Genomic DNA, 21735 nt, shown 5'->3' with positions numbered 1-21735 from the left:
ATAACATGGAGGCTACCGCTAAATTTATTCCCGAGCAAAAAGAGGGAGAACATAATGATGTTGTTGAGTTCACCGGTTTGAGTTCGCCCATAGAGGCGCACAAACATTTTTTGCTCGTGAAAAACCGCTTAAAGGATATAAGCAATTGGCACCAATATGTAGGACAGGCGGGTTCAACCTTCGCCATTACTGATACGCAAGGTAACGCGGCCTACAAAATAGCCGAAAAGGGCGATGTGTTATGTATAGATATGCCCGGTCCGGGTCCGGCCGGGGGCGACGGCTATGATTGGGTGCGCATTGAAGAAGTACATGAGCACGAAGATGAAACAGGCAACACGGAATATTATGTAATGACCGTTCGTCCGGTGGCTAACCCGCGCAACCAGGAAGCGGTAACGCATTTTTTTAGTCACGATTCAACCAACACCTTTATAGTGGAACGCAGCGGCAACAAGGTTAGTGCAGAAGTACATGGCCGCAACGAAAAGCCCAATACCGACGGAAACCTGTTGGATAAAGCACGTAATTTTGTAGTAGGACTAACCGCACGCCATGGACTGTCAGCCCCGCACTGGCAAACTTTTGTTGGAAATTTATTGAAGGTTTAGTGATTTATTAATCAATTGTTGCCGATCTTTTCGGCGGGCTTTTTGGTTTGCACCAGTATAACACCATTTGCTCCGCGAGAGCCATATATTGCAGTGGCAGAAGCATCTCTTAGTAATGTAAATGATTTAACGCTCTTTTCATCGATATTCTGTAATTCGTCGACAGACCGTTCTACCCCGTCAATCAAAACCAATGCGCTTGTCCAGCCGAGCCAGGTGCGTTGTGGTATGGTCATTTTACTGGCGTTGATGGTTTTGTCGCCATCCTGAACTTTAACCTTACCATAAAAGGTCATCATTTTTTTTGATGTATCTATCAGAAGTGAATCTTCCGCGCTTATTGATGTTACAGTTTTACCTTTCTCTATTATTGAAATGGATGCTTTTGCCATTTTAACAGAATTTTTATCATGCTTTGGTTTTTTTGCAGATAGTTTTAGCGAGCTATTTTTTTTGTTTTGATTTATCAATGCTGCGTAGTAACCATCTGCCTCGTTTCTTAGCGATGATGAATTGGTTTGCAGCACTTTTAAATATGCTTCAAAGGTATCGCATCCCTTACACTTGTTAATAATGCTTTGCTTTCTAAGGGCTAATACCTCAATAATCGTATTTTCCTGATCGCGGAATTGATAAGTGAAAATACGGTCGATACTAAAGTATCCTGCTTTCTTAACTCTTAAATTAACACTGAGCTTTTTATTCCTGGACGGGCTTGGCTTAACAACTAAATAGCCATTGTTATCGCTTTTGTAGATTTTGTCGCCGTTAATTTCTTTTACTTCTACATCAGCCAAACGCTTACCATTATCCAGGTCATAAAAAATAACCGCATAGGTTTCCGGCGCAACTTGCTGCAGCAAAACCTGATTACGGAATGCCACGAGTATTACTGCCAGTAATAGCAAAATAAAAAGAAATTTAAGCAGGTTAATTTTTGCTGAGCGTGCTTTGTTCATCATCATGATACGGTTTTTTAGGGATGCGAAATTGAATTGATTAGCTATGCGATATTGCGGTATGCCGATAACTTTTAGCAGGTGGTATTGATAAGCCTTTTTATCGATGCCGGTATTTACCACATTATCATCGGCGATGTATTCCAGGTTTTGTTTGATGCTATGCCGGATAAGCCAGGCAAACGGATTATACCAGTTAATGATGCAAAGCAATTCGGCCAGTATTATGTCAAGTGTATGCAACTGCCTAACATGAACATACTCGTGTAGTATGATCTCTTCCAATTCAGCCTCGGTATGCAGGTTTTTGTTAAGGTATATGCTGCTACCGAACGAGAATGGGGTGATGTTACTATTGGTATGATAGATATTCGTATTGCCCTCACTAATAACTACTGATGTTCGCTTTATTTTACGCAGGGCGATTACTTGCACCATCATCCTTAAAAACATTATGGCCGAACCTGCCACTAAGATGTATATTACTACCTGCCACCAGTTGATGGTTTGTGTGGTACTTATTGAAGCTCTGGTTATATTAGCCGTGGTTATGGAGTTTACCGTAGGTACATATTGAACAATTGATCGTCGTCCGGTATTGGTTGTAAGTTTTGATACATCTACAAAAGGCATAACAAAACACAGCACTGTATATCCGGCCAGGTACCATCGGTTAAGATTATAAAACGTAAGTCGGCGCAATACCAACTGGTAAAACAAGTAAATTACGGAAACACTGATAGACAGCTTCAAAAAATATTCGAACAGCGCAGGCATATGGTAAGGTTTAGTGGTTGTCGCCTTTTTCAATCATATTAATGATCTCTTTCAATTCATCCGTGCTTATTTTTTCTTCTTTGGCGAAAAACGCGATCAGCTCTTTGTACGAACTTTTAAAATAATCCTTTACAAAGCCCTTCATAAATTTGGCTTTATACTCTTCGGCTTTTATAAGCGGGGAGTAGCGATACGAGTTAGCCAGCTTTTCGCTTTGTACGTAGCCCTTTTTTTCGAGATTTTTGATGGTTGAAGCAAGGGTAGTGTAGGGTGGTTTAGGCTCAGGCATAGCATCCAGAAAATCCTTTACAAAAGCCGGGGCTTTTTGCCAAATCACCTGCATCGCTTCTTCTTCCTGTTGTGTAAGTTTCTCCATGATAGATTACTAATAGATCGTAAATCTACGAATATTTCGTAATTATCCAAATGCTTTTGATTTTTATTTCAATAGGAGAGTAGCAGCAAACAAAAAAGGCTTGCCATTTGGCAAGCCATAAATATATTCAGTGTTAAGTACTGTTACAGTTTACGTTTTACTTCAACGTTCTCGTAAGCTTCCACTATGTCGCCTACTTCAATATTGTTAAAGTTTTGGATGTTCAAGCCGCACTCGTAACCCGCGTTCACTTCTTTCACATCGTCTTTATAACGCTTAAGTGAAGCCAGTTCGCCGGTGTAAATTACCACACCCTCGCGGATGATACGGATCTTACTGTTACGGGTGATCTTGCCATCCAATACCATACAACCTGCGATGGTACCCACTTTGCTGATCTTAAAGGTTTCACGTATCTCAACGTTAGCCACAATCTTCTCTTCAAAGGTTGGCGCAAGCATACCTTCCATCGCAGCCTTGATCTCGTTGATCGCGTCGTAGATGATAGAGTATAGCCTGATATCGATCTGCTCCTGCTCGGCCAGTTTGCGGGCACCACCTGAAGGGCGTACCTGGAAACCGATGATGATCGCATCAGACGCTGAAGCCAGCAATACGTCAGACTCGGAAATCTGACCAACGGCTTTTGATATGATGTTAACCTGTATCTGCTCGGTAGAGAGTTTCAACAACGAGTCAGACAATGCCTCGATTGAACCATCCACGTCACCTTTAACAATGATGTTAAGCTCCTTAAAGTTACCAACTGCCAAACGACGGCCGATCTCATCAAGCGTGATGTGTTTTTGCGTACGCAAACCTTGCTCACGTTGCAGCTGCAAACGCTTGTTGGCAATTTCACGTGCTTCCGGCTCGCTGTCCATCGCGTTGAACTTATCACCCGCGGTAGGGGCACCCTGCATACCCAACACCTGTACCGGTGTTGACGGGCCTGCTGATTCAACACGCATACCACGCTCGTTGGTTAACGCCTTAACACGGCCGCTGTAGCAACCTGCCAGTATCGGATCGCCCACTTTAAGGCGGCCTGCCTGTACAAGCACCGTAGTAACAATACCACGGCCTTTATCAAGGGCGGCCTCAATAACGGTACCTACGGCACGTTTGTTAGGGTTGGCCTTCAGCTCAAGTAACTCGGCTTCAAGCAATATTTTTTCAAGCAGTTTATCGACGTTCAGGCCTGATTTAGCTGAAATCTCTTGCGACTGGTATTTACCGCCCCATTCTTCAACCAGTATATTCATGCCAGCCAGTTGCTCACGTACCTTATCGGCATTGGCACCCGGTTTATCAATTTTGTTGAAAGCGAAGATGATTGGCGCACCGGCAGCCTGCGCGTGGTTAATGGCCTCACGGGTTTGCGGCATCACGCTATCGTCAGCAGCTATCACAATAATAACAATATCTGTTACCTGGGCACCACGTGCACGCATCGCGGTAAACGCTTCGTGACCCGGCGTATCCAGGAAGGTGATCTTACCTTTATTTTCAGGCAGGGTAACCTCGTAAGCACCAATGTGCTGAGTTATACCACCGGCCTCACCGCCAATTACGTTGGTATTACGTATAAAGTCAAGCAAAGATGTTTTACCGTGGTCAACGTGCCCCATGATGGTAACAATCGGCGCGCGCGGAATCAGATCTGCCGGATCGTCAACCTCTTCCAGGTTGGCTTCCTCATCCTCTGGTTTTACAAACTCTATCTGGTAACCAAACTCATCAGCAACAATGGTTAATGTTTCTGCATCCAGCCTTTGGTTGATGGATACGAACATACCCAAACTCATACAGGTTGAGATGATCTGCGTTACCGCAACATCCATCATGGATGCAAGCTCATTAGCAGTTACAAACTCGGTTACTTTAAGTACCCTTGATTGTGCTTCCTGCTCCATTGCCAGTTCCTCGGCGCTGGCGGCAACATCATCACGTTTTTGGCGGCGGAATTTAGCACGCTGTGCAAATTTGCCCGATTTACCTGCACCGCTAAGGCGGGCAAGTGTTGCCTTAATTTGATCTTGTATATCTTTTTCAGATGGTTCCTCTTTAGGAGCACCTGGCTGAGCATTACGGTTACGGTTATCAGGCCTGTTACCACCCGGATGGTTACCTCGGTTCCTGAAATCCGGACGGCCGCCTTGCTGGCCTTGCCCTTGTCCGGGGCCTTGCTGGCCACCTGGTTGATTAGGGCCACCGCCTTCCTTGCGTTTTCTTTTGCGCTTATGGTCAGCCGCACCCGGGTTTGACGATGATGCCACCGGGTTACGTTTCGGCTCGTTAACCGGCAATTGTATTTTACCTACAATGTTTGGCCCGGTAAGGCGCTGTGCCTTGGCACGTATAACGTCGTCGCCCTCTGCTGCCGGTTGCTCCGGCGCAGGTTGCGCCACCGGTTTAGGCTGCTGTGGCTGCGCCGGTTTATTTTCGGCGGCTACCGGTGCCTGTTTAGGTTGCTCCGGAACGGCCGGTTTCTCTTCCTTAACAGGAGCTGCGGCAGGTGCTTCCGGCTTAACTTCCGGTTTTGCTTCGGCCTTAACTTCAGGAGCCGGTGCCGGTTTTGGCTGCTCTGCAGGTTTTGGTGCCGCAGGCTGCGGCTTGTTCAGGCTGTCAAGGTCAATTTTACCTACAACCTTTACACCCGGCAGGTTATCGCTGCGCTCGTCTGTTTTTTCAGGAGCAGCGGGCTCAGCAGTTTTTGTCTTTTCTGGTTGTGCAGTAAAGTTGCCGGCGTTTTTAATCAGTATCTCTTCGTTTTCAAACTCTTTGGAGCGACGAGGCTCTGCAGGTTTTTCAGGAACGGCAGGTGTCTCCTCTTTCCTGATCTTGCCTATACTGATCTGCTTGGCTTCTTCCTTAATGATCTTGTCAGCAGCAAATTCCTTTAACAATGCGGTATACATGTCACCATCCAGCTTAGCCATAGGTTGTTTTTCAACTTTGAAACCTTTGGTAGCAAGAAAATCGACAATGGTACCCATACCAATGTTCAGTTCCTTTACGGCTTTAATTAATTTTATGCTTTTGTCTTCTGACATTTATTATTCTTTCTCTGCTTATAATATTTGCAAAAATACGATTTTATATCGGCTTAATTGATTTTATTCAAATTCCGCTTGCAATATTGACAGAACTTCTTTTATGGTTTCCTCTTCAAGGTCAGTACGTTTAACCAGTTCGCCAACGCTAAGGGCTAAAACTGATTTGGCTGTATCTAAACCAACGCGTTTAAACTCGTCAAGTATCCAGCTGTCAATCTCGTCTGAGAATTCTTCAATATCAACGTCCTCTTCCAGTTCATCAGCTTCGCGGTAAACATCAATTTCGTAACCGGTTAACTTGCCGGCCAGTTTAATGTTATGGCCGCCACGGCCTATGGCTAATGAAACCTGGTCAGGTTTCAGGTACACGGCAGCGGTTTTCTTTTCATCGTCAAGCTTAATTGAAGTTATCTTGGCCGGTGAAAGGGCGCGCTGTATGTATAACTGAATGTTGTTGGTAAAGTTAATCACGTCGATGTTCTCGTTCTTCAACTCACGAACGATACCATGTATACGTGAACCTTTCATACCTACGCAGGCACCAACAGGGTCAATACGGTCGTCATATGATTCTACCGCTACCTTGGCGCGCTCGCCCGGTTCACGAACAATCTTTTTAATGGTGATCAAACCGTCAAATATCTCCGGTACCTCTTGCTCAAACAAGCGTTGTAAAAACTCAGGGGCAGTACGCGAGATTATAATTTTGGGGTTGCTGTTCATCATATCAACCTTTAAAACCACCGCTTTTACGTTGTCGCCTTTTTTAAAGTAGTCGGCAGGTATCTGCTCTGTTTTAGGTAATAAAAGCTCGTTGCCTTCATCATCCAGTATCAGGGTTTCTTTTTTCCACACCTGGTAAACCTCGCCGGTTACAATTTCGCCTACGCGGTCTTTGTATTTTTTGAAGATCTCGTCTTTCTCAAGCTCCAATATTTTTGACACCAGTGTTTGGCGTGCGGCTAAAATAGCACGGCGGCCAAAGCTTTCCAGCGTAATCTGCTCTACGTGCTCATCACCAACCTCGTAATCCGGGTCAATGTTTTTTGCCTCGGCAAGCTCAATCTCCAGGTCATCATCCTCACTAAAGCCATCCTCAACTATCTGGCGTGTACGCCATATCTCCAAGTCACCATTGTCGGTGTTTACAATTACGTCGCAATTTTCGTCGGTGCCATACTTCTTTTTGATCATGCTTCTGAAAACGTCTTCAAGCACGCTCATCATGGTAGGGCGGTCAATGTTCTTAAAATCTTTGAACTCCTGAAAAGAGTCAATTAAATTAATATTGCTCATTTATTTATTTGAATGATATTAAAACCTTGGTTTCATTTATTTCATTTATCGGGATTACGCTTTCAACCAATTCAGCCTTTTTCCCTTTTTCTTTTACTTTTTCTTCAATGGTCACTGTGTTTTCGTCAGCGGCCAGTAGTTTGCCTTCGCGCTTGGTACCCGCGGTTGTTTTGATTGATAACTGCCTGCCCATGTTTTTGGCATATTGCCTTAGCAAGGTAAGCGGCATATCAATACCCGGCGATGATACTTCAAGGTTGTAAGCCGTTTCAATGGTGTTCTCCTCTTCCAGATGGAAGCCAACATGGCGGCTTATCTTTACACAATCATCAATGCCGATGCCGTTATCACCATCAACCAGTATTACCAGTTTCCCGTTCGAGTGAAACTTAATGCTTACAATGAACAGGTCAGGGCGGTCGGCTATCTTCTCTTCAACAAGTTCTTTAACCCTTTGCTCAATATTCATGTACGTGTATTCCGTTTTTATCGGTAAAATAAAAGAGGGGGCTACCCAGCCCCCTCCGTATTTCAAATGCAAATATAAGTATTTTTATTTGTATTTCAAGTACTTTCTTATAGTTTAAACGGTATGTCGTGATAGGGATGGCTGCCCGGCTTGTTCTTCTTGCTTACAATGTCCCACAGGCTGCCGCCTTCGGCGTAATGATAGTAGCGAACAAAATATTTTTGCCCTTTAACAAATGCGGTGTCCGGTACAAATTGCACTTCATCCTTTACAATTTTGTACCTTCCGGGTTGTTCGGGCTGGTCATCAATCAAATCTTCATCGGCAGGCAAACGGTAAACGGGCAGCAGATTTTGCCATACCCTGCCGGATGTGTCGCCCGCTATATGCTCTAATGCTTCGGCCGGTACACCTTGAATGCTGATCTCATTTTTGGCGCTCACTTTTACCTTAATCTGGTCTTTGTTGGCAGCCGTACATCCGCAGAATAGCACCAGTAATATTAATCCGATTTTTTTCATGACGATTAATTCATTACACGGCCGGTAAGATCCACCCGCCGGGCGAATGGGTTAATAAACTTATTGGCCAGCGCCGCGAATTCATAGCGGGTAACCGGGCGGTTCATGTCAAACGTGGTTTTAAATTTATAGGTTGTTTGCCAGTTTTTTTGCATGATCTTTTTCAGCGTCTCCGGGTCGGTAAGGGTAACATCGCTGATGAACGACATGAGGTTGCCAACGGTGAATCTTTCGCCCGGTTTATTTTGATTGAACCAGATGAACGCGCGGGTATAGTATTCATTCAGTAATGGCTTGATGTCGGCGGTATTGATGGTTGAATCAGGCTGAAAGATCACGGCTACACGGTCTCCTTCCGGCTTAAATACGGCTTGGAGCAAACCCGTAGCGCAAACTTGTTGTACGGCACGGAAATACGGATCGCTAAAAGGAATATCGCTGATCGGAAAAATATAACCTTTATGATCCAGCACCTCACCCTGAATAATGCGGGCGTGCAGGTTTTTGGTAGTTGTTTTAAAGAAGGCTAAAAAAGCGGCTGTTGCCCCCGCACTTTGCCCTAAGGTCATTTGCACAGCCGGGTCGGCCGTTGTGCCATTGGCCAGGTGACTTACGGATAAGCCTTTTTCGGTGATCACCAGGTTCTCCGCGTCACGCGCCACAAAAGCGGTAAGCGGAATACCATACGCCGGGAAGGGCGGATAGTTCACCTTGTTCTTATCATCGCTGTAAGCCTGCATTGGCAGGGCATCACCAACCGTTATATAGGTACGATACAACTTATTTGGGCGCGAATACGGTTGATAAATATCATCAACGGTAAACTTCAGGATGCCGTTTGCCCGCTGGTATTCGCGGATAAAGGGTATGTAAGGCAGCTTATCGGGCGTGTTGTATTCCTCTAAACTGAAGCTCTTGTAACCCAATACGGTTTGCAGATAGTAAATAAGTCCCAACGTATGCAGGCGTGCTTTTTTAAACGTTTGGGCACGGTTTTCAGGCGTGAGTTGCTCTACCGAAACGGTGTATTGGTTAGCGCACCAGTTGATGAGGTATTTATCATTTGGTAGCTTACTATTGGCCAATAGTTTTTTTACATCCGCGCCTTTAAGGCAACTGTATGCCGCGGGATCATAGCCCTCCGGTTTTTTTATAGTTCTATCAGCCGCCCGTCCGTTATCCTTTACTATGGCAGCAAAGCTGATATCCTGAATTTCGGAAGTTGCGTTAGCCGGAGCCAGCGCCTCGCCGGTTTGGGTGCGGCTATCGGTACCGGCATCAAACTTTACTCCCACTGCGGTAGCGGCATCAGCCAGTTCGGTAGCATCAATCAATACACGAGCTTTAATGGTGACCGGTTCGTTTTTTTCGGTAATGGTGACCTCCCAGCCGGTGCCATCTTTTTTAAGGTTGGTGTAGGGTGTGTTGAGCTTGTACGTGAGATTTTTAACGGTATCGGCTATTTTTTTAAGGATAGCCGCGCCGGTGTAAGGTTCATAACGCAATACGGCGTTCAGCGTGGTATCATAGCCGGGGGTCTTTTTGTAAAATGTGGTGATATGCCTGCGAAACTCTGCCCATATACCCGACTGAAAGTTCCGGTTCGCATCGAGCACGCAAATGCCGCCTGCCGTCATGCTGCCACCCAGCCAGGGGCCGGTTTCAATCAGCATGGTTTTTACGTTGCTGCGCGCGCATTGTATGGCTGCCGCTGTACCGCTGGCACTACCGCCTATAACCAGAACATCGGTTTTAATGGTTTCAGCAAAACAAACAGCACATTTCAGAAAAACACAAAGCAGCAGTAACTTTTTTATCATCAGGCTTAAATAACAAAATACAAAACGCTAATTTGGGCAAAACCTTGTTGAACTGAAAAATTAATACATAATATATTCTACCCATGCTTACCGACGAACAAATGCGCTACCCGATAGGTAAATTTCAGCCCCCGGCATCGTATACGGATGATGACCTTTATCGTTGGCTGAATGATATACGCATGCTACCGGGGCAACTGCGGCAGGCGGTTATCGGTTTAAATGATGATGACCTGAACACCCCGTACCGCCAGGGCGGCTGGACGCTGCGGCAGGTGGTGCACCATGTAGCCGACAGCCACATGAACTCCATTACCCGCATTAAACTTGCCCTCACCGAAGATAGCCCAATCATAAAACCATACGAAGAAGCATACTGGGCATTGCAAGCAGACTACCACCTGCCGGTTGAGCCATCATTAAAAATGCTGGAAGGCATCCATCAGCGCATGATTGCCCTTTTTGAGAGCTTTACCGAAAATGAGTGGGAGCGTACCTTCATCCACCCGGAAACAGGTGCCGCTAACTCGCTGAAGAAAACGTTAGCCACTTACTCATGGCACGGCCGTCATCATCTGGCACATATTACCGAAACGAGGAAGAAGTATGGATTTTAATAAACCAATAAACCAAGCTTTCTACATCAAAAAGCTTGGTTTATCACTCCCCCTTTAGGGGGGCGGGGGGGCTTCTACAAGCCGAAAATATTATACTCAAACCTCAGCAAATACATATTTTTGCTATTACGCACCATATCATTATATAATGGTGTGCGGTAGCTCAGATCCAGCCGGCATACACTGTTAAATATGAGCTGTACAGCCGGCGCTATATCCAGGTAACTTTGCGCATGGCCCGGGTTGGTTTTACCCAGCAGTTCAACATATAGGTTGAGGTTTACCTGGTCGTAATTCTCATACTTTTTAGGCAGTAATAAATATCCCGCTGATAGGGTATAGCCTATGCTATTACGCGCATAGCCATCAGCAAAGTTATATCCGCCACGGTTATCGAATCCGCGCAGGTAACTTGCCGAGCCGGATAAAGCCAGCTTGTGCATCAGTTGCGTAAATACCAAGCCGCTTTGCAGGCCGGAGTTATCGCCCTCCAGGGAGATTTCCTGGTTTACCAATGGATTTTTGATACTGGATGCCTTAACAAACAGGGCTCCCCTAAAATGCCGTTGCACGGTGTCAACCGATAAAAACCGGTACTTGGCGTACACACTTCCGCCCTCAAAACGCTGCCCCTGTTGGTAAAAGTTTGACATATAGGCTGAGCCATGAAACATAAAGTATTTGCTCGCGCCGTACATTAGTTCAATGGTGCTGCGGTTTTTATATTCAGGCTCAAAAAAGCCCTGGTTTTCCACCCGTATGCCTAATGATCGTGCGGCCATGTTGCTGGCCGGTTCGGTGTTTACGTATAACTCCTGGGCGTAGGTTGTTATGGTGATCGCTGTTAGTATGGCGATGAATAGTAGTTTTTTCATGACCCCTCCTAAATCCTTCCCTTTGGGGAGGACTTGATTATGTTGTTAATTATTGTCATTTCGAACGATAGTGAGAAATCTATCGCTTGGTTATTAACCCCTACAGATTTCCCCTACGTCGAAATGACAGGATTAAAAAAGAAGACGAAGACCGATCATAAACTAATCCTCCGGCCTCTTAATTTTCGGGTAGCAGGTGGATGCACTGTCTTTCAAAGAAAATTAAACAGCCGGCGACTTTTGCTTCTTTTGTTCGCACAAAAGAAGTTGAGGACAGGATGAACTGTGCTTTGATTAGCAGTAAGTGCTATAATCATCTTCAGTCTGCTCTTGGCCGCAGAGGCCAGTTACTTTACCTTAGATGCAAAGTAACCAAACATCAAGGCAGAAAAAACCTTCATCCGCACATGGCCATACTCCCCGGCCCGGTTTTCTGCCAGGCCCACGCTCTTTTTCTTTTCTCAATTTTTTACTGTCATTTCGAATGAGGTACGAGGAGAAATTTGCCTGCGTTCATAAGCCAGCGACAGATTTCTCGCTATCGCTCGAAATGACAAGCTGAGGGCTTATATCGCTACGCAATAAATCTTCTTACCATCAGGTGCGGTGGGTTTTTGCGGGGCGTACTTTTTGTTGGTAGCTACGGGCGCAAAGCCTTTGTCTAAAAAGGTGATACCTATCGGGCCATTTAGGTCTTTATCGCCGGCGTTTACCAGGTGGAAGTGTTTGCCTGAATACTCGAACATGTTATTGCTGAGTTTGGTGCCGGCAAAGTTGTATGTAGCTTTCAGGTTGTTTACCGAAAAGCCCGCGCTTTGCACCTTGCTGCTTAATTTGTCAAAATCAACAGCGGCGTCCTTTTTAAAGGTTACGATGAAGATGTTACGGTTAAGGTCAGGCTTTACATCGCCGACAAAGCTTAACGAGCGGAGTGATTTTTCGGTGGCTTTTGAGCACATGGAGCAGGTGAGTCCGCTTACCTGTACTTCGGCTTTGGTGAATTGGGCTTTGGCAATGCTTATAGAGATAGCCATTATGGCTATGAATATTTTTAAGATTTTCATATCGTTATTAAAAAAAATTTAATGTAAAAAACTATGGCACGCGGTTTAAAAACGCATGTCAAATCGGAATTTCAGATCAAAATTTGAATCAGATACGCAGGTTGCAGTTGATCAGGAAGATAGAGTTTTTGGACTTGGGCTCGTCCTGCGGCGGGCCGCGGTCAAATAGTTTTTCAAATAATGCCCTTTGTGCTGAAAGGAAGAACTCCTCAAACGGCAGCGCGGCAATATCAAATGAAAAAACTTTGCTTAAAAGCGATTGTGGCTTTTCGGCCTGGTGGGCATCCTTTACCTTAACATCTACCTTTTTATCCTTACAGCACTTCATTTTTGAAGCCGCTGTTTCGGTGTGGCATTTTTTGGCAGGCTGCTCTATTTTAACAGATGCTACCGTCTTACCGCAATAATGAAAATTCAGGGCAAACCCGGATACCGTAGCAAAGTACAGCAACAGTAAAGTTATGACACCTGTTTTTTTCAGCATAACACAAATCTATGTGCTTTTATAATGATATGCAAGTGTTTAACATTTTATAACACTCGCATATCGTAATTATAATGGTAGTAGTTAGGCTACCGTTCCTTCTTTTAGTTTCTCAGCGTTCTCCGCAAATTGCAGCGATTCCAGTATGTCCTGAATGCCGCCATTCATCACCTCGGGCAGGTTATAAATGGTTAGGCCGATGCGGTGTTCAGTTAAACGGCCTTGAGGGAAATTATAAGTACGCACTTTTGCCGAACGGTCACCCGTGGCTACCATTGTCTTGCGTTTCTTAGAGGTTTCTTCCAGGTGCTTTTGCAACTCCATTTCGTAAACACGTGAACGGAGTACCTGTAAGGCCTTATCGAAATTTTTTAACTGCGATTTCTGATCCTGGCACTGCGCCACAATACCGGTTGGTATGTGCGTTAAGCGTACAGCTGAGTAAGTGGTGTTAACCGACTGCCCACCCGGACCGGATGCGCAGAACAGATCCTTACGGATGTCGTTCATGTTCAGGTCGATGTCAAACTCGTCAACCTCAGGCAGTACTACTACTGATGCTGCTGAAGTGTGTACACGGCCCTGTGTTTCGGTATCAGGTACCCGTTGCACACGGTGCACGCCCGACTCAAATTTCAACGTACCGTAAGCATCCTCTGCCAGTACGTTAAACACGATCTCCTTATAGCCGCCTGATGTACCCTCGGTATAGTCAACCAGTTCGGTACGCCAGCCGCGTTTTTCGCAAAAGCGCATATACATGCGGTAAAGGTCGCCGGCAAAAAGGGCAGCCTCATCACCACCGGTACCGCCACGTATCTCAATAATGGCATTCTTTGAATCTTCCGGATCTTTCGGGATCAGCATCAAACGGATCTGCTCCTCTTTTTCTTCCTGTTGTACTAACAAGGTATCCAGCTCTTCTTTGGCCATCTCCCTGAATTCAGGGTCCTTTTCAGTAGCCAGTATCTCCTTATTGGTTTCAATATTGCTCATGATGTTGCGGTAGATGAAATACTCGTCAACAATCTTGTTCAAATCCTTATATTCTTTGTTAAGCTGGGCAAAACGCTTCATGTCAGCCATGGCATCAGGGCTGCTCAGTTCACCTTCTACTGTTTTCCAGCGCTGGTGTATAGCTTCTAATTTATCTAACATAAAATTATCAGTCGGTTAGCAAGGTAAAAGGCCTCGCTAAAAAGTGCACAAAAGTACAGTTTTTTTGGCGGATTTTATTCAGCGAAAGGTAAACGTTACGGGTTAACTGTCGGCTTCTCAAAATACTCAAGTCGCAGGCTTTCCCCGTCAAAAACAGCGTATGAGTTGTAATTAAACCACTCGCCAAGGTTAATATAACGGCTACCTTTATTCAGCTGAACATCCAGCGGCAGGTGGCGGTGGCCAAAAATAAAGTAATCATAATAGGTGTGCTCCAATACCTGGTTGCTGAAAGTTACCAGCCATTCATGCTCGCCAGGTTTCAGGTCTGGCTGTTTTAAGTTAGTATCACGGCTATGTTGCGACCATGCCCCGGCAACGCCGATGCCAAAGTTTGGATGCAACCGTGCAAACAGCCATTGGCATAACCTGCTGCGAAATACTTTTTTCAGTATTTTATAACTGCCATCACCCGGGCCAAGCCCGTCTCCATGGTGCAGATAGAATTTTTTGCCGTTACGCTCAATAACCAGTTCATTGCTGATAATGGTGGCGCCCAACTCTTCGGTGAAATAGCTGAACATCCACATATCATGGTTGCCTTTAAACAAGTATAGCTTTATGCCGGCATCGGCCAGTTCGGCCAGCTTACCCAAAAAGCGGATGTAGCCTCTGGGCACAACAGTTTTGTACTCAAACCAAAACTCAAATACATCGCCCATTAAAAAGAGTTCGGCGGCATCGTGCTTAATACTGTCTAACCAACGGATGATACGCGCTTCGCGGATACGGCTGGGGCCGTAACTATCGGTACCTAAATGAAAGTCAGACGCGAAGTAGAGTTTGTTGCGTAAAGCCATGCTGTGGCAAAAGTAAGTTATTACAGCGATTTTTTGCAGTTATACCCAAAACGCAATAGATTGTTTTAATGGTTAAATAACATTTCATTTTAATTTCATGTAGCGCCTGTACTTTAGCCTGCGTATTAGCATAATAAGTTTCACTTTAAAACTAACAAATATGCTGGCTGTAAAGAATTTAGTAAGCAAGTCAACCATATACAGGCATTCAACCATGCTAATGGGTACCCGTTTCGAGATCACCGTTGTTGGTGAAAATCCAGGCTGGGCTACTGAGCGTATTAATGATGCCATTTTCGAAATAAACCGTGTTGACAAACTGCTGAGCACCTTTGGTGATGACAGCATAGTGAACCAGGTTAACCGTAATGCCGGTGTAGCGCCGGTAAAGGTTAACGGCGAATTGTTCAGGTTGATTGATCGCTCGTTACAAATAGCGGAACTTACTTATGGCACTTTTGATATTACTTACAGCGCCGGGCAAAAAACCGTTGCAGGTGTTAGTTATAAAGATGTGGTGCTTAATGCTGCCGAGCAAACCGTGTTTTTAATACAGGAAGGTATGCGCATCAGCTTTGCTGCAAACAGTAAAGGTTACGCTGCTGACAGGGCGAAGTTTGTATTACAGATGAGCGGTGTAAGCAGCGGTGTTATTAACGCCGGAGGCGATATGATTGCCTGGGGAACACAGCCGGATAGCGAACCCTGGACGGTTGCTGCTGCCGACCCGGAACAAGCGGATAAACCTTATGCTCAGCTAAATATCAGTAATCAGGCCTTAGCTACATCTGTAAATGTTGATGCTGTAAATACTAAAAAGAACATTACCGCCATTAGCAATAAAGGTTTTGCATTGAGCGCTATAAAGAGTGTAACCATTGTGAGCCCAACTGCTGAACTGGCTGATGCTATGGCAGCACCGGTGATAAGCATTGGCGTTAACGCGGGTTTATACCTAATTAACAGGCTTAACCAGGTGGCATGCGTAATAGTTGATGACCACGATAGGGTATATACCTCAAAAAGCATTACGCTTTAAAAAGCAATTTCAACCAAACAATTTATATACAATTAAATTAATTAACCGCTGTATTAATTATAGCGGTTTTATGTTTTTTATGCACTGGTAAATTGTTATTGTGTGATATTGCGAATATTTTTACTATCCTCTGTTAAATGATAAAGTGGCTATATATAATACTGTTGTTCCTGGCAGTTCCGCTATTATCATCTGCTGCAAAAAACTACCGGGAAAATTCAGCCAACAATAATATCGTTACGGCATCCGTTGCTACTTTTTATCAAACCCGCGGCGATACAATTATCAACAAGCGGTCAAAAAAACAACAAGACGAAGAGGAAAAGAATAAAATAAAGGAAATTGCGCGTGCAAAAAAGCAACTTAAACCTGAAAAGGTAGGCGCAGATACAGGCCAAACCAAAAAGCGCAAACAACGCAGGCCTGACGGTATGGAGCGCCCACCGGAAATTATCAGGCGTAACGGCGGTTAATTGAAAAAACGGCAAATGAAGTATTTAAGCTTATTTATTTTTTCGTTTTTATTTGCTGTGGCCAACGCCGCTGCAACCGAGCCGCGCTTTTATTTGCCGCCTGGCGCTATTGCTGCTGCCGATAGTGATAGCGTTCCGGTACGCAAACGGTCTCTGTCAGTAGGTATAAATTATGGTAACGATGCCATATTTTTTGGCCGTGTTGGTCCGGTTAAATATCCATATGTAGCAACTGATGTGGTTTACAATGATAAATCGGGCTTTTTTATTTACGGCTCGGCGCTTAAGGTTTTAGGTTACGATCCGCTGTTTGATGAGGTTGACCTCGGCGCCGGATATTATTTCAAGTCAAAAAATAAGAGATATTCCAGCAACATTAGCTACACGCGCTTTATATTCAATAACGATGCGCGTATTATAAAATCGGCATCAACAAACGATATAAACTTCAAGAACTCGTACGACTGGAAGATACTGAAAACGAGTGCTACGGCTGATTTTCTGTTCGGTAAGTCAAATGATTTCTTTTTAACGGTAAGCCAGTCTAAATATATTGAGCCCGACTGGAGCATTTTTACCGATAACGATTACCTTACTATCAACCCGTCTGTAAACGTTATTTTGGGTACACAAAACTTTGTAAACCGTTACTCTGAGGATAGGTTTTACGCTTATAACCGAGATAAAATATTTAACGCGGCTATGCTTACCCGGAATAACGGACGTTTTACAGTACTCAATTATTATTTAAAAGTTCCGGTGGCTTATAACACGCCGCATTACACCCTCGAGGCCGCTTACCGGTACTCCATACCCGTAAATGTTGAAAACGCGTTGCAGAACAGGCACGCATCTTTTTTTAATTTAACGTTTTATTACCTGTTTTATTAAAACTGATGAATGTACTCATTATAGAGGATGAACGCTCGCTGGCCCGCGAGGTGGATATTTTTTTGACCAACAGCAACTATGTTTGCGAAGTGGCTTATAATGGCCGGTCCGCGTCCGAAAAAATATCAGTAAACCTGTACGATTTTATACTGATCGATCTCGGCCTGCCTGATTATGATGGTTTGGATCTGCTTAAAGAAGCCAAGCGTAACAACCCCGAAGCAGCCTGCATTATACTTACCGCGCGTGCCGAAGTGAACGACCGCATAACCGGCCTTGATTTGGGTGCTGACGATTATGTGCCCAAGCCATTTTCGCTGCTTGAATTGCAAAGCCGTATGCAGGCCATTACCCGACGCAAGTTTGGTTTAAAGCAGAATACGGTTACCTTAGGCGATTTTTTGATCAACCTTACTGAGCGTACCATCAGCCATGAGGACAATGTGGTTAGCAGCATCACCAAGAAAGAGTTTGACCTGATAGCCTATATGCTGCTGCATAAAAACCGTACCCTTACCCGCACCCAGCTAAGCGAACATATCTGGGGTAGCGTGGTTAATGATGATTACGACTCTAACTATATAGATGCGCATATAAAAAATATACGTAAGAAGCTAAACGCTTTTGCTCCGCCTGCCTGGCTTGAGACAGTGCGCGGCCTGGGCTATAAAATTGTTGTTAACAGTTAAACATTATCCTGTTGAAGCTTAATACAAAACTCACCCTTTTCAATGCCATCTCTAAGTTGGTAATTGTGGTGTTTTTTGTTTTGTTACTGCCACTGCTTATTAACTACATAAGCCTGGGTTACACCGATGGCAAACTGGTTGAGCAAAAGGATAAGGTATTGCAGATAGTTAAAACCCTCGGCATAGGTAACTATATTACCGATGGCGAAAGCTACGGCAGTTATACGTTATTAAAAGAAGAATACATCAGTCTTGACGAAGTGCCTGCAGACGAATACCTGGACACGATTATGAACGAGCGGCGTATTGTTGAGGGTGATACCATTGAGTACCGCATTTTAAGCCACACTTTTAAAGCCGATAAAAAGAATTACCTGTTAGAAGTCGGCAAGAGCGCAAGCACGTTGGATGACACTACCGGCCCGCTGCAAAAAATTGCCTTCCTGGTGTTGGTGGGCATGATATTGCTAACCATAGTGGCCGATCAGGTTTACTCTAACTACGTGTTGCGCCCGCTGCGGCAGATCATTAAAACAAGGTTAAACAGCAGTCGCTTTCCGTATACCGGCAGTTACCGTAAGGTGCGCACTTCAACTGCGGATTTTCAATATCTCGACATCAGCATACACCGCATGATGGAGACGATTACCAATAAATTTCAAAAGGAGCGAGAGTTTATATCAAACGCCTCGCACGAACTGATGACACCTATATCCATCCTGCAAACAAAAATTGAAAACATGTTTGCGGAAGAAGATATTGCTGATGATTTAAAAGTGCGCCTGCTCGAAATGCAACGCATACTCAACCGCCTGAAAAGCATCACCAAAACCTTGCTACTGATATCCCAAATTGAGAATGAGCAGTTTATTAAACAGGATGAGGTAAACCTGAGCGAAATGCTGCACGATGTGCAGGATGAAATATCCATCAGGCTGGAGCAAAAGGAAGTAACACTTACTGTTAACGTGCCGGCAGATGTTGTGATGCACAAGGTTAACAAGTTTTTGCTTTTCAACCTGCTGTTTAACCTGGTTAATAACGCTATTAAGTACAACGTTGAAGGTGGCAGCATAAATATTACAACGCATAAAAATACTTCAGGCTTAATATTAAATATTGCGGATACCGGTATTGGTATTGGTGATGATGAACTGCCGTTTATATTTGACAGGTTTAAAAAACTGAAACGGGCTTTACAGCAGGACAGCTTCGGCCTTGGCCTGCCGATAGTAAAATCTATTGCCGATTTTCATGGTATAACCATTGAGGTAACGTCGCAAAAAGGGCAGGGTAGCACCTTCATCTTACTCATACCGGCGGAAGTATTGAAATAATAAGATACATGCGCTTGTACTAAAAAGAGTGCATGTGTGCAAAAATGACATACGAGCTGAATATTATAATGCGCTTTTGTTTTCCTAAATATTAAAAAATTATTGTAATGGTATTTGCCGGGGCTTAATAATCACAATAAATATTATTAAACCTTTTTGGCACTGCCTTTGTCATAACTGCATAACCAAGATCATACATATACAAAAATGAAAACGTTAAAATTAAGAATAGCCAAATTTGGTATAGCCGTGGCTACCGTAGGTGTTATAGCATCGGGTTGCGATTCGATGACCAAAACTCAAAAAGGTGCCGCTATTGGCGCAGGTGCAGGTGGTACCATTGGTGCGTTTATAGGTAAAGCCGCAGGTAATACTGCGTTGGGTGCCGTAATTGGTGGTGCTGTTGGTGGTACTGCTGGTGCTTTCATTGGCCGTAAAATGGACCGCCAGGCTGCAGAGATCAAACAAACCGTACCGGGCGCTACTGTAACCCGCGAAGGTGAAGGTATCATTGTGAAATTCGACTCAGGTATTTTATTTGATGTTGACAAAACGGACCTAAAATCAGCAGCCCGTACTAACCTGGAGAACCTGGCTACTTCATTAAAGAATAACCCGCAAACCAATATTTCCATTATTGGCCATACTGATAGTACCGGTACTGCAAGCTATAACCAAACGCTGTCTGAGCGCCGTGCTGCTTCTGTAAAATCGTACCTGGTAACCAACGGTGTGTCGGGTTCACGTTTAAGCACTACCGGTAAAGGTAAAAACGAGCCCATCGCGTCAAACGCTACTGCTGAGGGCCGTGCGCAAAACCGCCGTGTAGAGATTGTAATTGTGGCTAATGACGCCATGAAACAAGAGGCTAAACAAGCGAGCAACTAAGCTCAGTTCCCCACAAGAAAAGATTAATAGTAAATAGTTGAAGCCCTGCCACCTGAGGCAGGGTTTTTTATTGGGTTTAATTTATCCGGGAGAGTGGATTTTAGAACATTATTTCTATCTTACCCTAATAAACCAATTACATTATTCCTGATGAAAATTAACCTAAACCGAAAGATCCCTGAAGTTTTATTCGCGTTATTATTGACTCCGGTTTTATTTATGTCGTCGGGATTTAAACAAACCGGTTATGATAGAATTGATACTGCCAAAATTGATGGTATACCGCGTGAAGTGTTGACCAGTCAGCAGATGTATACTGTAGAAGTGACGCCTATCAAAAAAGGCAAATACAAAAACAAAAGAGTTAATTTTCGTGCAGAGCTACGGGATGTATTTCAGGTGTATAGGTATGCTAAGGACACATCAATATTAGAATTAGATTGGGTATTGTGCCCTGATGGTAAATGCCCGGAAGCAAAGTATTATGAACCAGGAACAGCGGAATATGCGCAGCTTGATGTTCTGATCAAAAACGCTAAGGCTGCATTGTCAAAACAGGAGCGTGCCCGTAAAAAGTCAGCTAAATAGTTTGCGTTGATTAATTACTGTCATTTCGAAAGAGGTACGAGGAGAAATCCGTCACTTGGTAACTTCACCCCAACCCTCTCCTTTAGGAGAGGGAGTTAGAAAAATGTCGATTATCTTGGCAGGCAGATTTCTCGCTATCGCATCGAAATGAAATGGATGGTATTTTACTTACGCTATTGCGATTACTTTATCTTTCAACACCCCAAATATTCTGTCTGTCTTTTGGTTGCGGATGGCTACTTTGCCGGTAAACCTGCCAAAAGAAGGTAATATGCCTTGTTTAGCGCCGAACGCAAAGCAGGGCAGGGTAATGTGCTGCCTGCCGAGTCCGGTTAATGATACGCCCGGGTGTATGTGGCCGCAAAAAGAATAAGCGGTAGTTTGTTCCAGTTGTTTGCCGGTAAGCGGATGGTGCAGCATCAGGAAAGGGCCAACCTGCAGTTCATCATGCAGTTCGATATTCAATTCGGTGTAGTGCTTGTCATGTATAATATCGTGATTGCCTCTTATCAATATAATTTCAATTTTAGCGTGGCGGCGGCGCCACATAGCAAACCAATCCCAGTCGGCATTCATATCGCTATGAAAAAGGTCGCCTAAAAATAATATCTTTTCCGGCCGATATTCATCAATCAGGTCCGACAATACAGCTAGGTCATCCTGTTCCATATCTCGCGGAACGGCAATGCCCGCCTTACGGAAATGCCCCACCTTGCCCAGGTGAACATCGGCAGCTATCAGGGTTTTTTGCTGTTGCCAGTAAATGGCACGCTGAGGAAGTAAAATCAGATCTTCGCCTAAAATGTTAAAAGGCAATCCCGCACAAATCGTCATAACAGATGCAAAGATAAGCAAATCCCTAAATGCAAAAAGCCGAGACTAAG

At 44.4% G+C, this 21735-nt stretch carries 22 protein-coding genes; 9 read left to right on the top strand and 13 right to left on the bottom strand.

The window, feature by feature from the left end:
- The first annotated feature begins 5 nt into the window (after nt 1-5).
- Complete coding sequence (locus LT679_RS07745; protein ID WP_232176888.1) at nt 6-611, top strand: hypothetical protein; 606 nt, start codon at nt 6-8, stop codon at nt 609-611.
- An 11-nt stretch (nt 612-622) separates the two neighbouring features.
- Here the strand turns inward: LT679_RS07745 and LT679_RS07740 are convergent, their stop codons facing one another.
- From LT679_RS07740 to LT679_RS07710, 7 genes are all read right to left on the bottom strand, one after another.
- Nucleotides 623-2347 carry a M56 family metallopeptidase gene (locus LT679_RS07740; RefSeq protein ID WP_232176887.1) on the bottom strand — a complete coding sequence of 575 codons (1725 nt, stop codon included), beginning with the start codon at nt 2345-2347 and terminating at the stop codon, nt 623-625.
- Nucleotides 2348-2357: 10 nt separating this feature from the next.
- Nucleotides 2358-2723, bottom strand: a complete 366-nt coding sequence (locus LT679_RS07735) for a BlaI/MecI/CopY family transcriptional regulator (RefSeq protein WP_232176886.1) — start codon at nt 2721-2723, stop codon at nt 2358-2360.
- 143 nt (nt 2724-2866) lie between these two features.
- Nucleotides 2867-5779 (bottom strand): translation initiation factor IF-2, encoded by a 2913-nt coding sequence (gene infB, locus LT679_RS07730; RefSeq protein ID WP_232176885.1) that lies wholly within the window; start codon nt 5777-5779, stop codon nt 2867-2869.
- Between the two features lie 63 nt (nt 5780-5842).
- Nucleotides 5843-7078: a transcription termination factor NusA gene (gene nusA / locus LT679_RS07725; RefSeq protein WP_232176884.1), complete on the bottom strand. Its 1236-nt coding sequence runs from the start codon at nt 7076-7078 to the stop codon at nt 5843-5845.
- A 4-nt stretch (nt 7079-7082) separates the two neighbouring features.
- Nucleotides 7083-7547 (bottom strand): ribosome assembly cofactor RimP, encoded by a 465-nt coding sequence (gene rimP, locus LT679_RS07720; RefSeq protein ID WP_232176883.1) that lies wholly within the window; start codon nt 7545-7547, stop codon nt 7083-7085.
- A gap of 107 nt (nt 7548-7654) precedes the next feature.
- Nucleotides 7655-8068 carry a hypothetical protein gene (locus LT679_RS07715; protein ID WP_232176882.1) on the bottom strand — a complete coding sequence of 138 codons (414 nt, stop codon included), beginning with the start codon at nt 8066-8068 and terminating at the stop codon, nt 7655-7657.
- Between the two features lie 5 nt (nt 8069-8073).
- Nucleotides 8074-9888, bottom strand: coding sequence for an FAD-dependent oxidoreductase (locus LT679_RS07710; protein ID WP_232176881.1), 1815 nt, complete (start codon nt 9886-9888; stop codon nt 8074-8076).
- Between the two features lie 83 nt (nt 9889-9971).
- Between LT679_RS07710 and LT679_RS07705 the strand changes: the two genes are divergently transcribed.
- On the top strand, nt 9972-10505 hold the full coding sequence (locus LT679_RS07705) for a YfiT family bacillithiol transferase (RefSeq protein WP_232176880.1): 534 nt from the start codon (nt 9972-9974) through the stop codon (nt 10503-10505).
- Nucleotides 10506-10579: 74 nt separating this feature from the next.
- Here LT679_RS07705 and LT679_RS07700 read toward each other — a convergent pair whose 3' ends face one another.
- The 5 genes from LT679_RS07700 to LT679_RS07680 all read right to left on the bottom strand — a co-directional run bounded on the left by LT679_RS07700 (nt 10580) and on the right by LT679_RS07680 (nt 14946).
- Nucleotides 10580-11380 (bottom strand): hypothetical protein, encoded by an 801-nt coding sequence (locus LT679_RS07700; protein ID WP_232176879.1) that lies wholly within the window; start codon nt 11378-11380, stop codon nt 10580-10582.
- Nucleotides 11381-11946: 566 nt separating this feature from the next.
- Nucleotides 11947-12444 (bottom strand): heavy-metal-associated domain-containing protein, encoded by a 498-nt coding sequence (locus LT679_RS07695; RefSeq protein ID WP_232176878.1) that lies wholly within the window; start codon nt 12442-12444, stop codon nt 11947-11949.
- Nucleotides 12445-12532: 88 nt separating this feature from the next.
- The gene (locus tag LT679_RS07690; RefSeq protein WP_232176877.1) at nt 12533-12928 is read right to left on the bottom strand and encodes an HYC_CC_PP family protein; all 396 of its coding nucleotides are present in this window, start codon (nt 12926-12928) and stop codon (nt 12533-12535) included.
- Nucleotides 12929-13012: 84 nt separating this feature from the next.
- Nucleotides 13013-14086, bottom strand: a complete 1074-nt coding sequence (prfA, locus tag LT679_RS07685; protein WP_232176876.1) for a peptide chain release factor 1 — start codon at nt 14084-14086, stop codon at nt 13013-13015.
- Between the two features lie 95 nt (nt 14087-14181).
- Nucleotides 14182-14946, bottom strand: a complete 765-nt coding sequence (locus LT679_RS07680; protein ID WP_232176875.1) for a UDP-2,3-diacylglucosamine diphosphatase — start codon at nt 14944-14946, stop codon at nt 14182-14184.
- A 160-nt stretch (nt 14947-15106) separates the two neighbouring features.
- Here LT679_RS07680 and LT679_RS07675 point away from each other — a divergent pair, with 160 nt between their 5' ends.
- The 7 genes from LT679_RS07675 to LT679_RS07645 all read left to right on the top strand — a co-directional run bounded on the left by LT679_RS07675 (nt 15107) and on the right by LT679_RS07645 (nt 20851).
- On the top strand, nt 15107-15985 hold the full coding sequence (locus LT679_RS07675; protein ID WP_232176874.1) for an FAD:protein FMN transferase: 879 nt from the start codon (nt 15107-15109) through the stop codon (nt 15983-15985).
- Nucleotides 15986-16122: 137 nt separating this feature from the next.
- Complete coding sequence (locus LT679_RS07670; protein WP_232176873.1) at nt 16123-16458, top strand: hypothetical protein; 336 nt, start codon at nt 16123-16125, stop codon at nt 16456-16458.
- 15 nt (nt 16459-16473) lie between these two features.
- Nucleotides 16474-17349 carry a hypothetical protein gene (locus LT679_RS07665; RefSeq protein WP_232176872.1) on the top strand — a complete coding sequence of 292 codons (876 nt, stop codon included), beginning with the start codon at nt 16474-16476 and terminating at the stop codon, nt 17347-17349.
- Nucleotides 17350-17354: 5 nt separating this feature from the next.
- A complete protein-coding gene (locus tag LT679_RS07660) occupies nt 17355-18038 on the top strand; it encodes a response regulator transcription factor (protein WP_232176871.1) in 684 nt (227 codons plus the stop codon).
- Between the two features lie 11 nt (nt 18039-18049).
- Nucleotides 18050-19375 carry a sensor histidine kinase gene (locus LT679_RS07655; RefSeq protein ID WP_232176870.1) on the top strand — a complete coding sequence of 442 codons (1326 nt, stop codon included), beginning with the start codon at nt 18050-18052 and terminating at the stop codon, nt 19373-19375.
- A gap of 207 nt (nt 19376-19582) precedes the next feature.
- Nucleotides 19583-20263: an OmpA family protein gene (locus tag LT679_RS07650; RefSeq protein ID WP_232176869.1), complete on the top strand. Its 681-nt coding sequence runs from the start codon at nt 19583-19585 to the stop codon at nt 20261-20263.
- A 150-nt stretch (nt 20264-20413) separates the two neighbouring features.
- Nucleotides 20414-20851 carry a hypothetical protein gene (locus LT679_RS07645; RefSeq protein ID WP_232176868.1) on the top strand — a complete coding sequence of 146 codons (438 nt, stop codon included), beginning with the start codon at nt 20414-20416 and terminating at the stop codon, nt 20849-20851.
- Nucleotides 20852-21019: 168 nt separating this feature from the next.
- On the opposite strand, the gene pdeM is transcribed toward LT679_RS07645, so the two are convergent.
- Nucleotides 21020-21685 (bottom strand): ligase-associated DNA damage response endonuclease PdeM, encoded by a 666-nt coding sequence (gene pdeM, locus LT679_RS07640; protein WP_232176867.1) that lies wholly within the window; start codon nt 21683-21685, stop codon nt 21020-21022.
- Between the last annotated feature and the right edge of the window lie 50 nt (nt 21686-21735).

The organism is Mucilaginibacter roseus, assembly GCF_021215455.1.
In the GTDB taxonomy this organism is placed as follows: domain Bacteria; phylum Bacteroidota; class Bacteroidia; order Sphingobacteriales; family Sphingobacteriaceae; genus Mucilaginibacter; species Mucilaginibacter roseus.
This window is presented reverse-complemented; position numbering and strand designations above follow the sequence as displayed.

What these genes read in the sequence shown, in the direction of transcription:
- LT679_RS07745 (WP_232176888.1), top strand. Translation starts at nt 6, where the DNA reads ATGGAGGCTACCGCTAAATTTATTCCCGAGCAAAAAGAGGGAGAACAT.
- LT679_RS07740 (WP_232176887.1), bottom strand. Translation starts at nt 2,347, where the DNA reads ATGCCTGCGCTGTTCGAATATTTTTTGAAGCTGTCTATCAGTGTTTCC.
- LT679_RS07735 (WP_232176886.1), bottom strand. Translation starts at nt 2,723, where the DNA reads ATGGAGAAACTTACACAACAGGAAGAAGAAGCGATGCAGGTGATTTGG.
- infB (WP_232176885.1), bottom strand. Translation starts at nt 5,779, where the DNA reads ATGTCAGAAGACAAAAGCATAAAATTAATTAAAGCCGTAAAGGAACTG.
- nusA (WP_232176884.1), bottom strand. Translation starts at nt 7,078, where the DNA reads ATGAGCAATATTAATTTAATTGACTCTTTTCAGGAGTTCAAAGATTTT.
- rimP (WP_232176883.1), bottom strand. Translation starts at nt 7,547, where the DNA reads ATGAATATTGAGCAAAGGGTTAAAGAACTTGTTGAAGAGAAGATAGCC.
- LT679_RS07715 (WP_232176882.1), bottom strand. Translation starts at nt 8,068, where the DNA reads ATGAAAAAAATCGGATTAATATTACTGGTGCTATTCTGCGGATGTACG.
- LT679_RS07710 (WP_232176881.1), bottom strand. Translation starts at nt 9,888, where the DNA reads ATGATAAAAAAGTTACTGCTGCTTTGTGTTTTTCTGAAATGTGCTGTT.
- LT679_RS07705 (WP_232176880.1), top strand. Translation starts at nt 9,972, where the DNA reads ATGCTTACCGACGAACAAATGCGCTACCCGATAGGTAAATTTCAGCCC.
- LT679_RS07700 (WP_232176879.1), bottom strand. Translation starts at nt 11,380, where the DNA reads ATGAAAAAACTACTATTCATCGCCATACTAACAGCGATCACCATAACA.
- LT679_RS07695 (WP_232176878.1), bottom strand. Translation starts at nt 12,444, where the DNA reads ATGAAAATCTTAAAAATATTCATAGCCATAATGGCTATCTCTATAAGC.
- LT679_RS07690 (WP_232176877.1), bottom strand. Translation starts at nt 12,928, where the DNA reads ATGCTGAAAAAAACAGGTGTCATAACTTTACTGTTGCTGTACTTTGCT.
- prfA (WP_232176876.1), bottom strand. Translation starts at nt 14,086, where the DNA reads ATGTTAGATAAATTAGAAGCTATACACCAGCGCTGGAAAACAGTAGAA.
- LT679_RS07680 (WP_232176875.1), bottom strand. Translation starts at nt 14,946, where the DNA reads ATGGCTTTACGCAACAAACTCTACTTCGCGTCTGACTTTCATTTAGGT.
- LT679_RS07675 (WP_232176874.1), top strand. Translation starts at nt 15,107, where the DNA reads ATGCTGGCTGTAAAGAATTTAGTAAGCAAGTCAACCATATACAGGCAT.
- LT679_RS07670 (WP_232176873.1), top strand. Translation starts at nt 16,123, where the DNA reads ATGATAAAGTGGCTATATATAATACTGTTGTTCCTGGCAGTTCCGCTA.
- LT679_RS07665 (WP_232176872.1), top strand. Translation starts at nt 16,474, where the DNA reads ATGAAGTATTTAAGCTTATTTATTTTTTCGTTTTTATTTGCTGTGGCC.
- LT679_RS07660 (WP_232176871.1), top strand. Translation starts at nt 17,355, where the DNA reads ATGAATGTACTCATTATAGAGGATGAACGCTCGCTGGCCCGCGAGGTG.
- LT679_RS07650 (WP_232176869.1), top strand. Translation starts at nt 19,583, where the DNA reads ATGAAAACGTTAAAATTAAGAATAGCCAAATTTGGTATAGCCGTGGCT.
- LT679_RS07645 (WP_232176868.1), top strand. Translation starts at nt 20,414, where the DNA reads ATGAAAATTAACCTAAACCGAAAGATCCCTGAAGTTTTATTCGCGTTA.
- pdeM (WP_232176867.1), bottom strand. Translation starts at nt 21,685, where the DNA reads ATGACGATTTGTGCGGGATTGCCTTTTAACATTTTAGGCGAAGATCTG.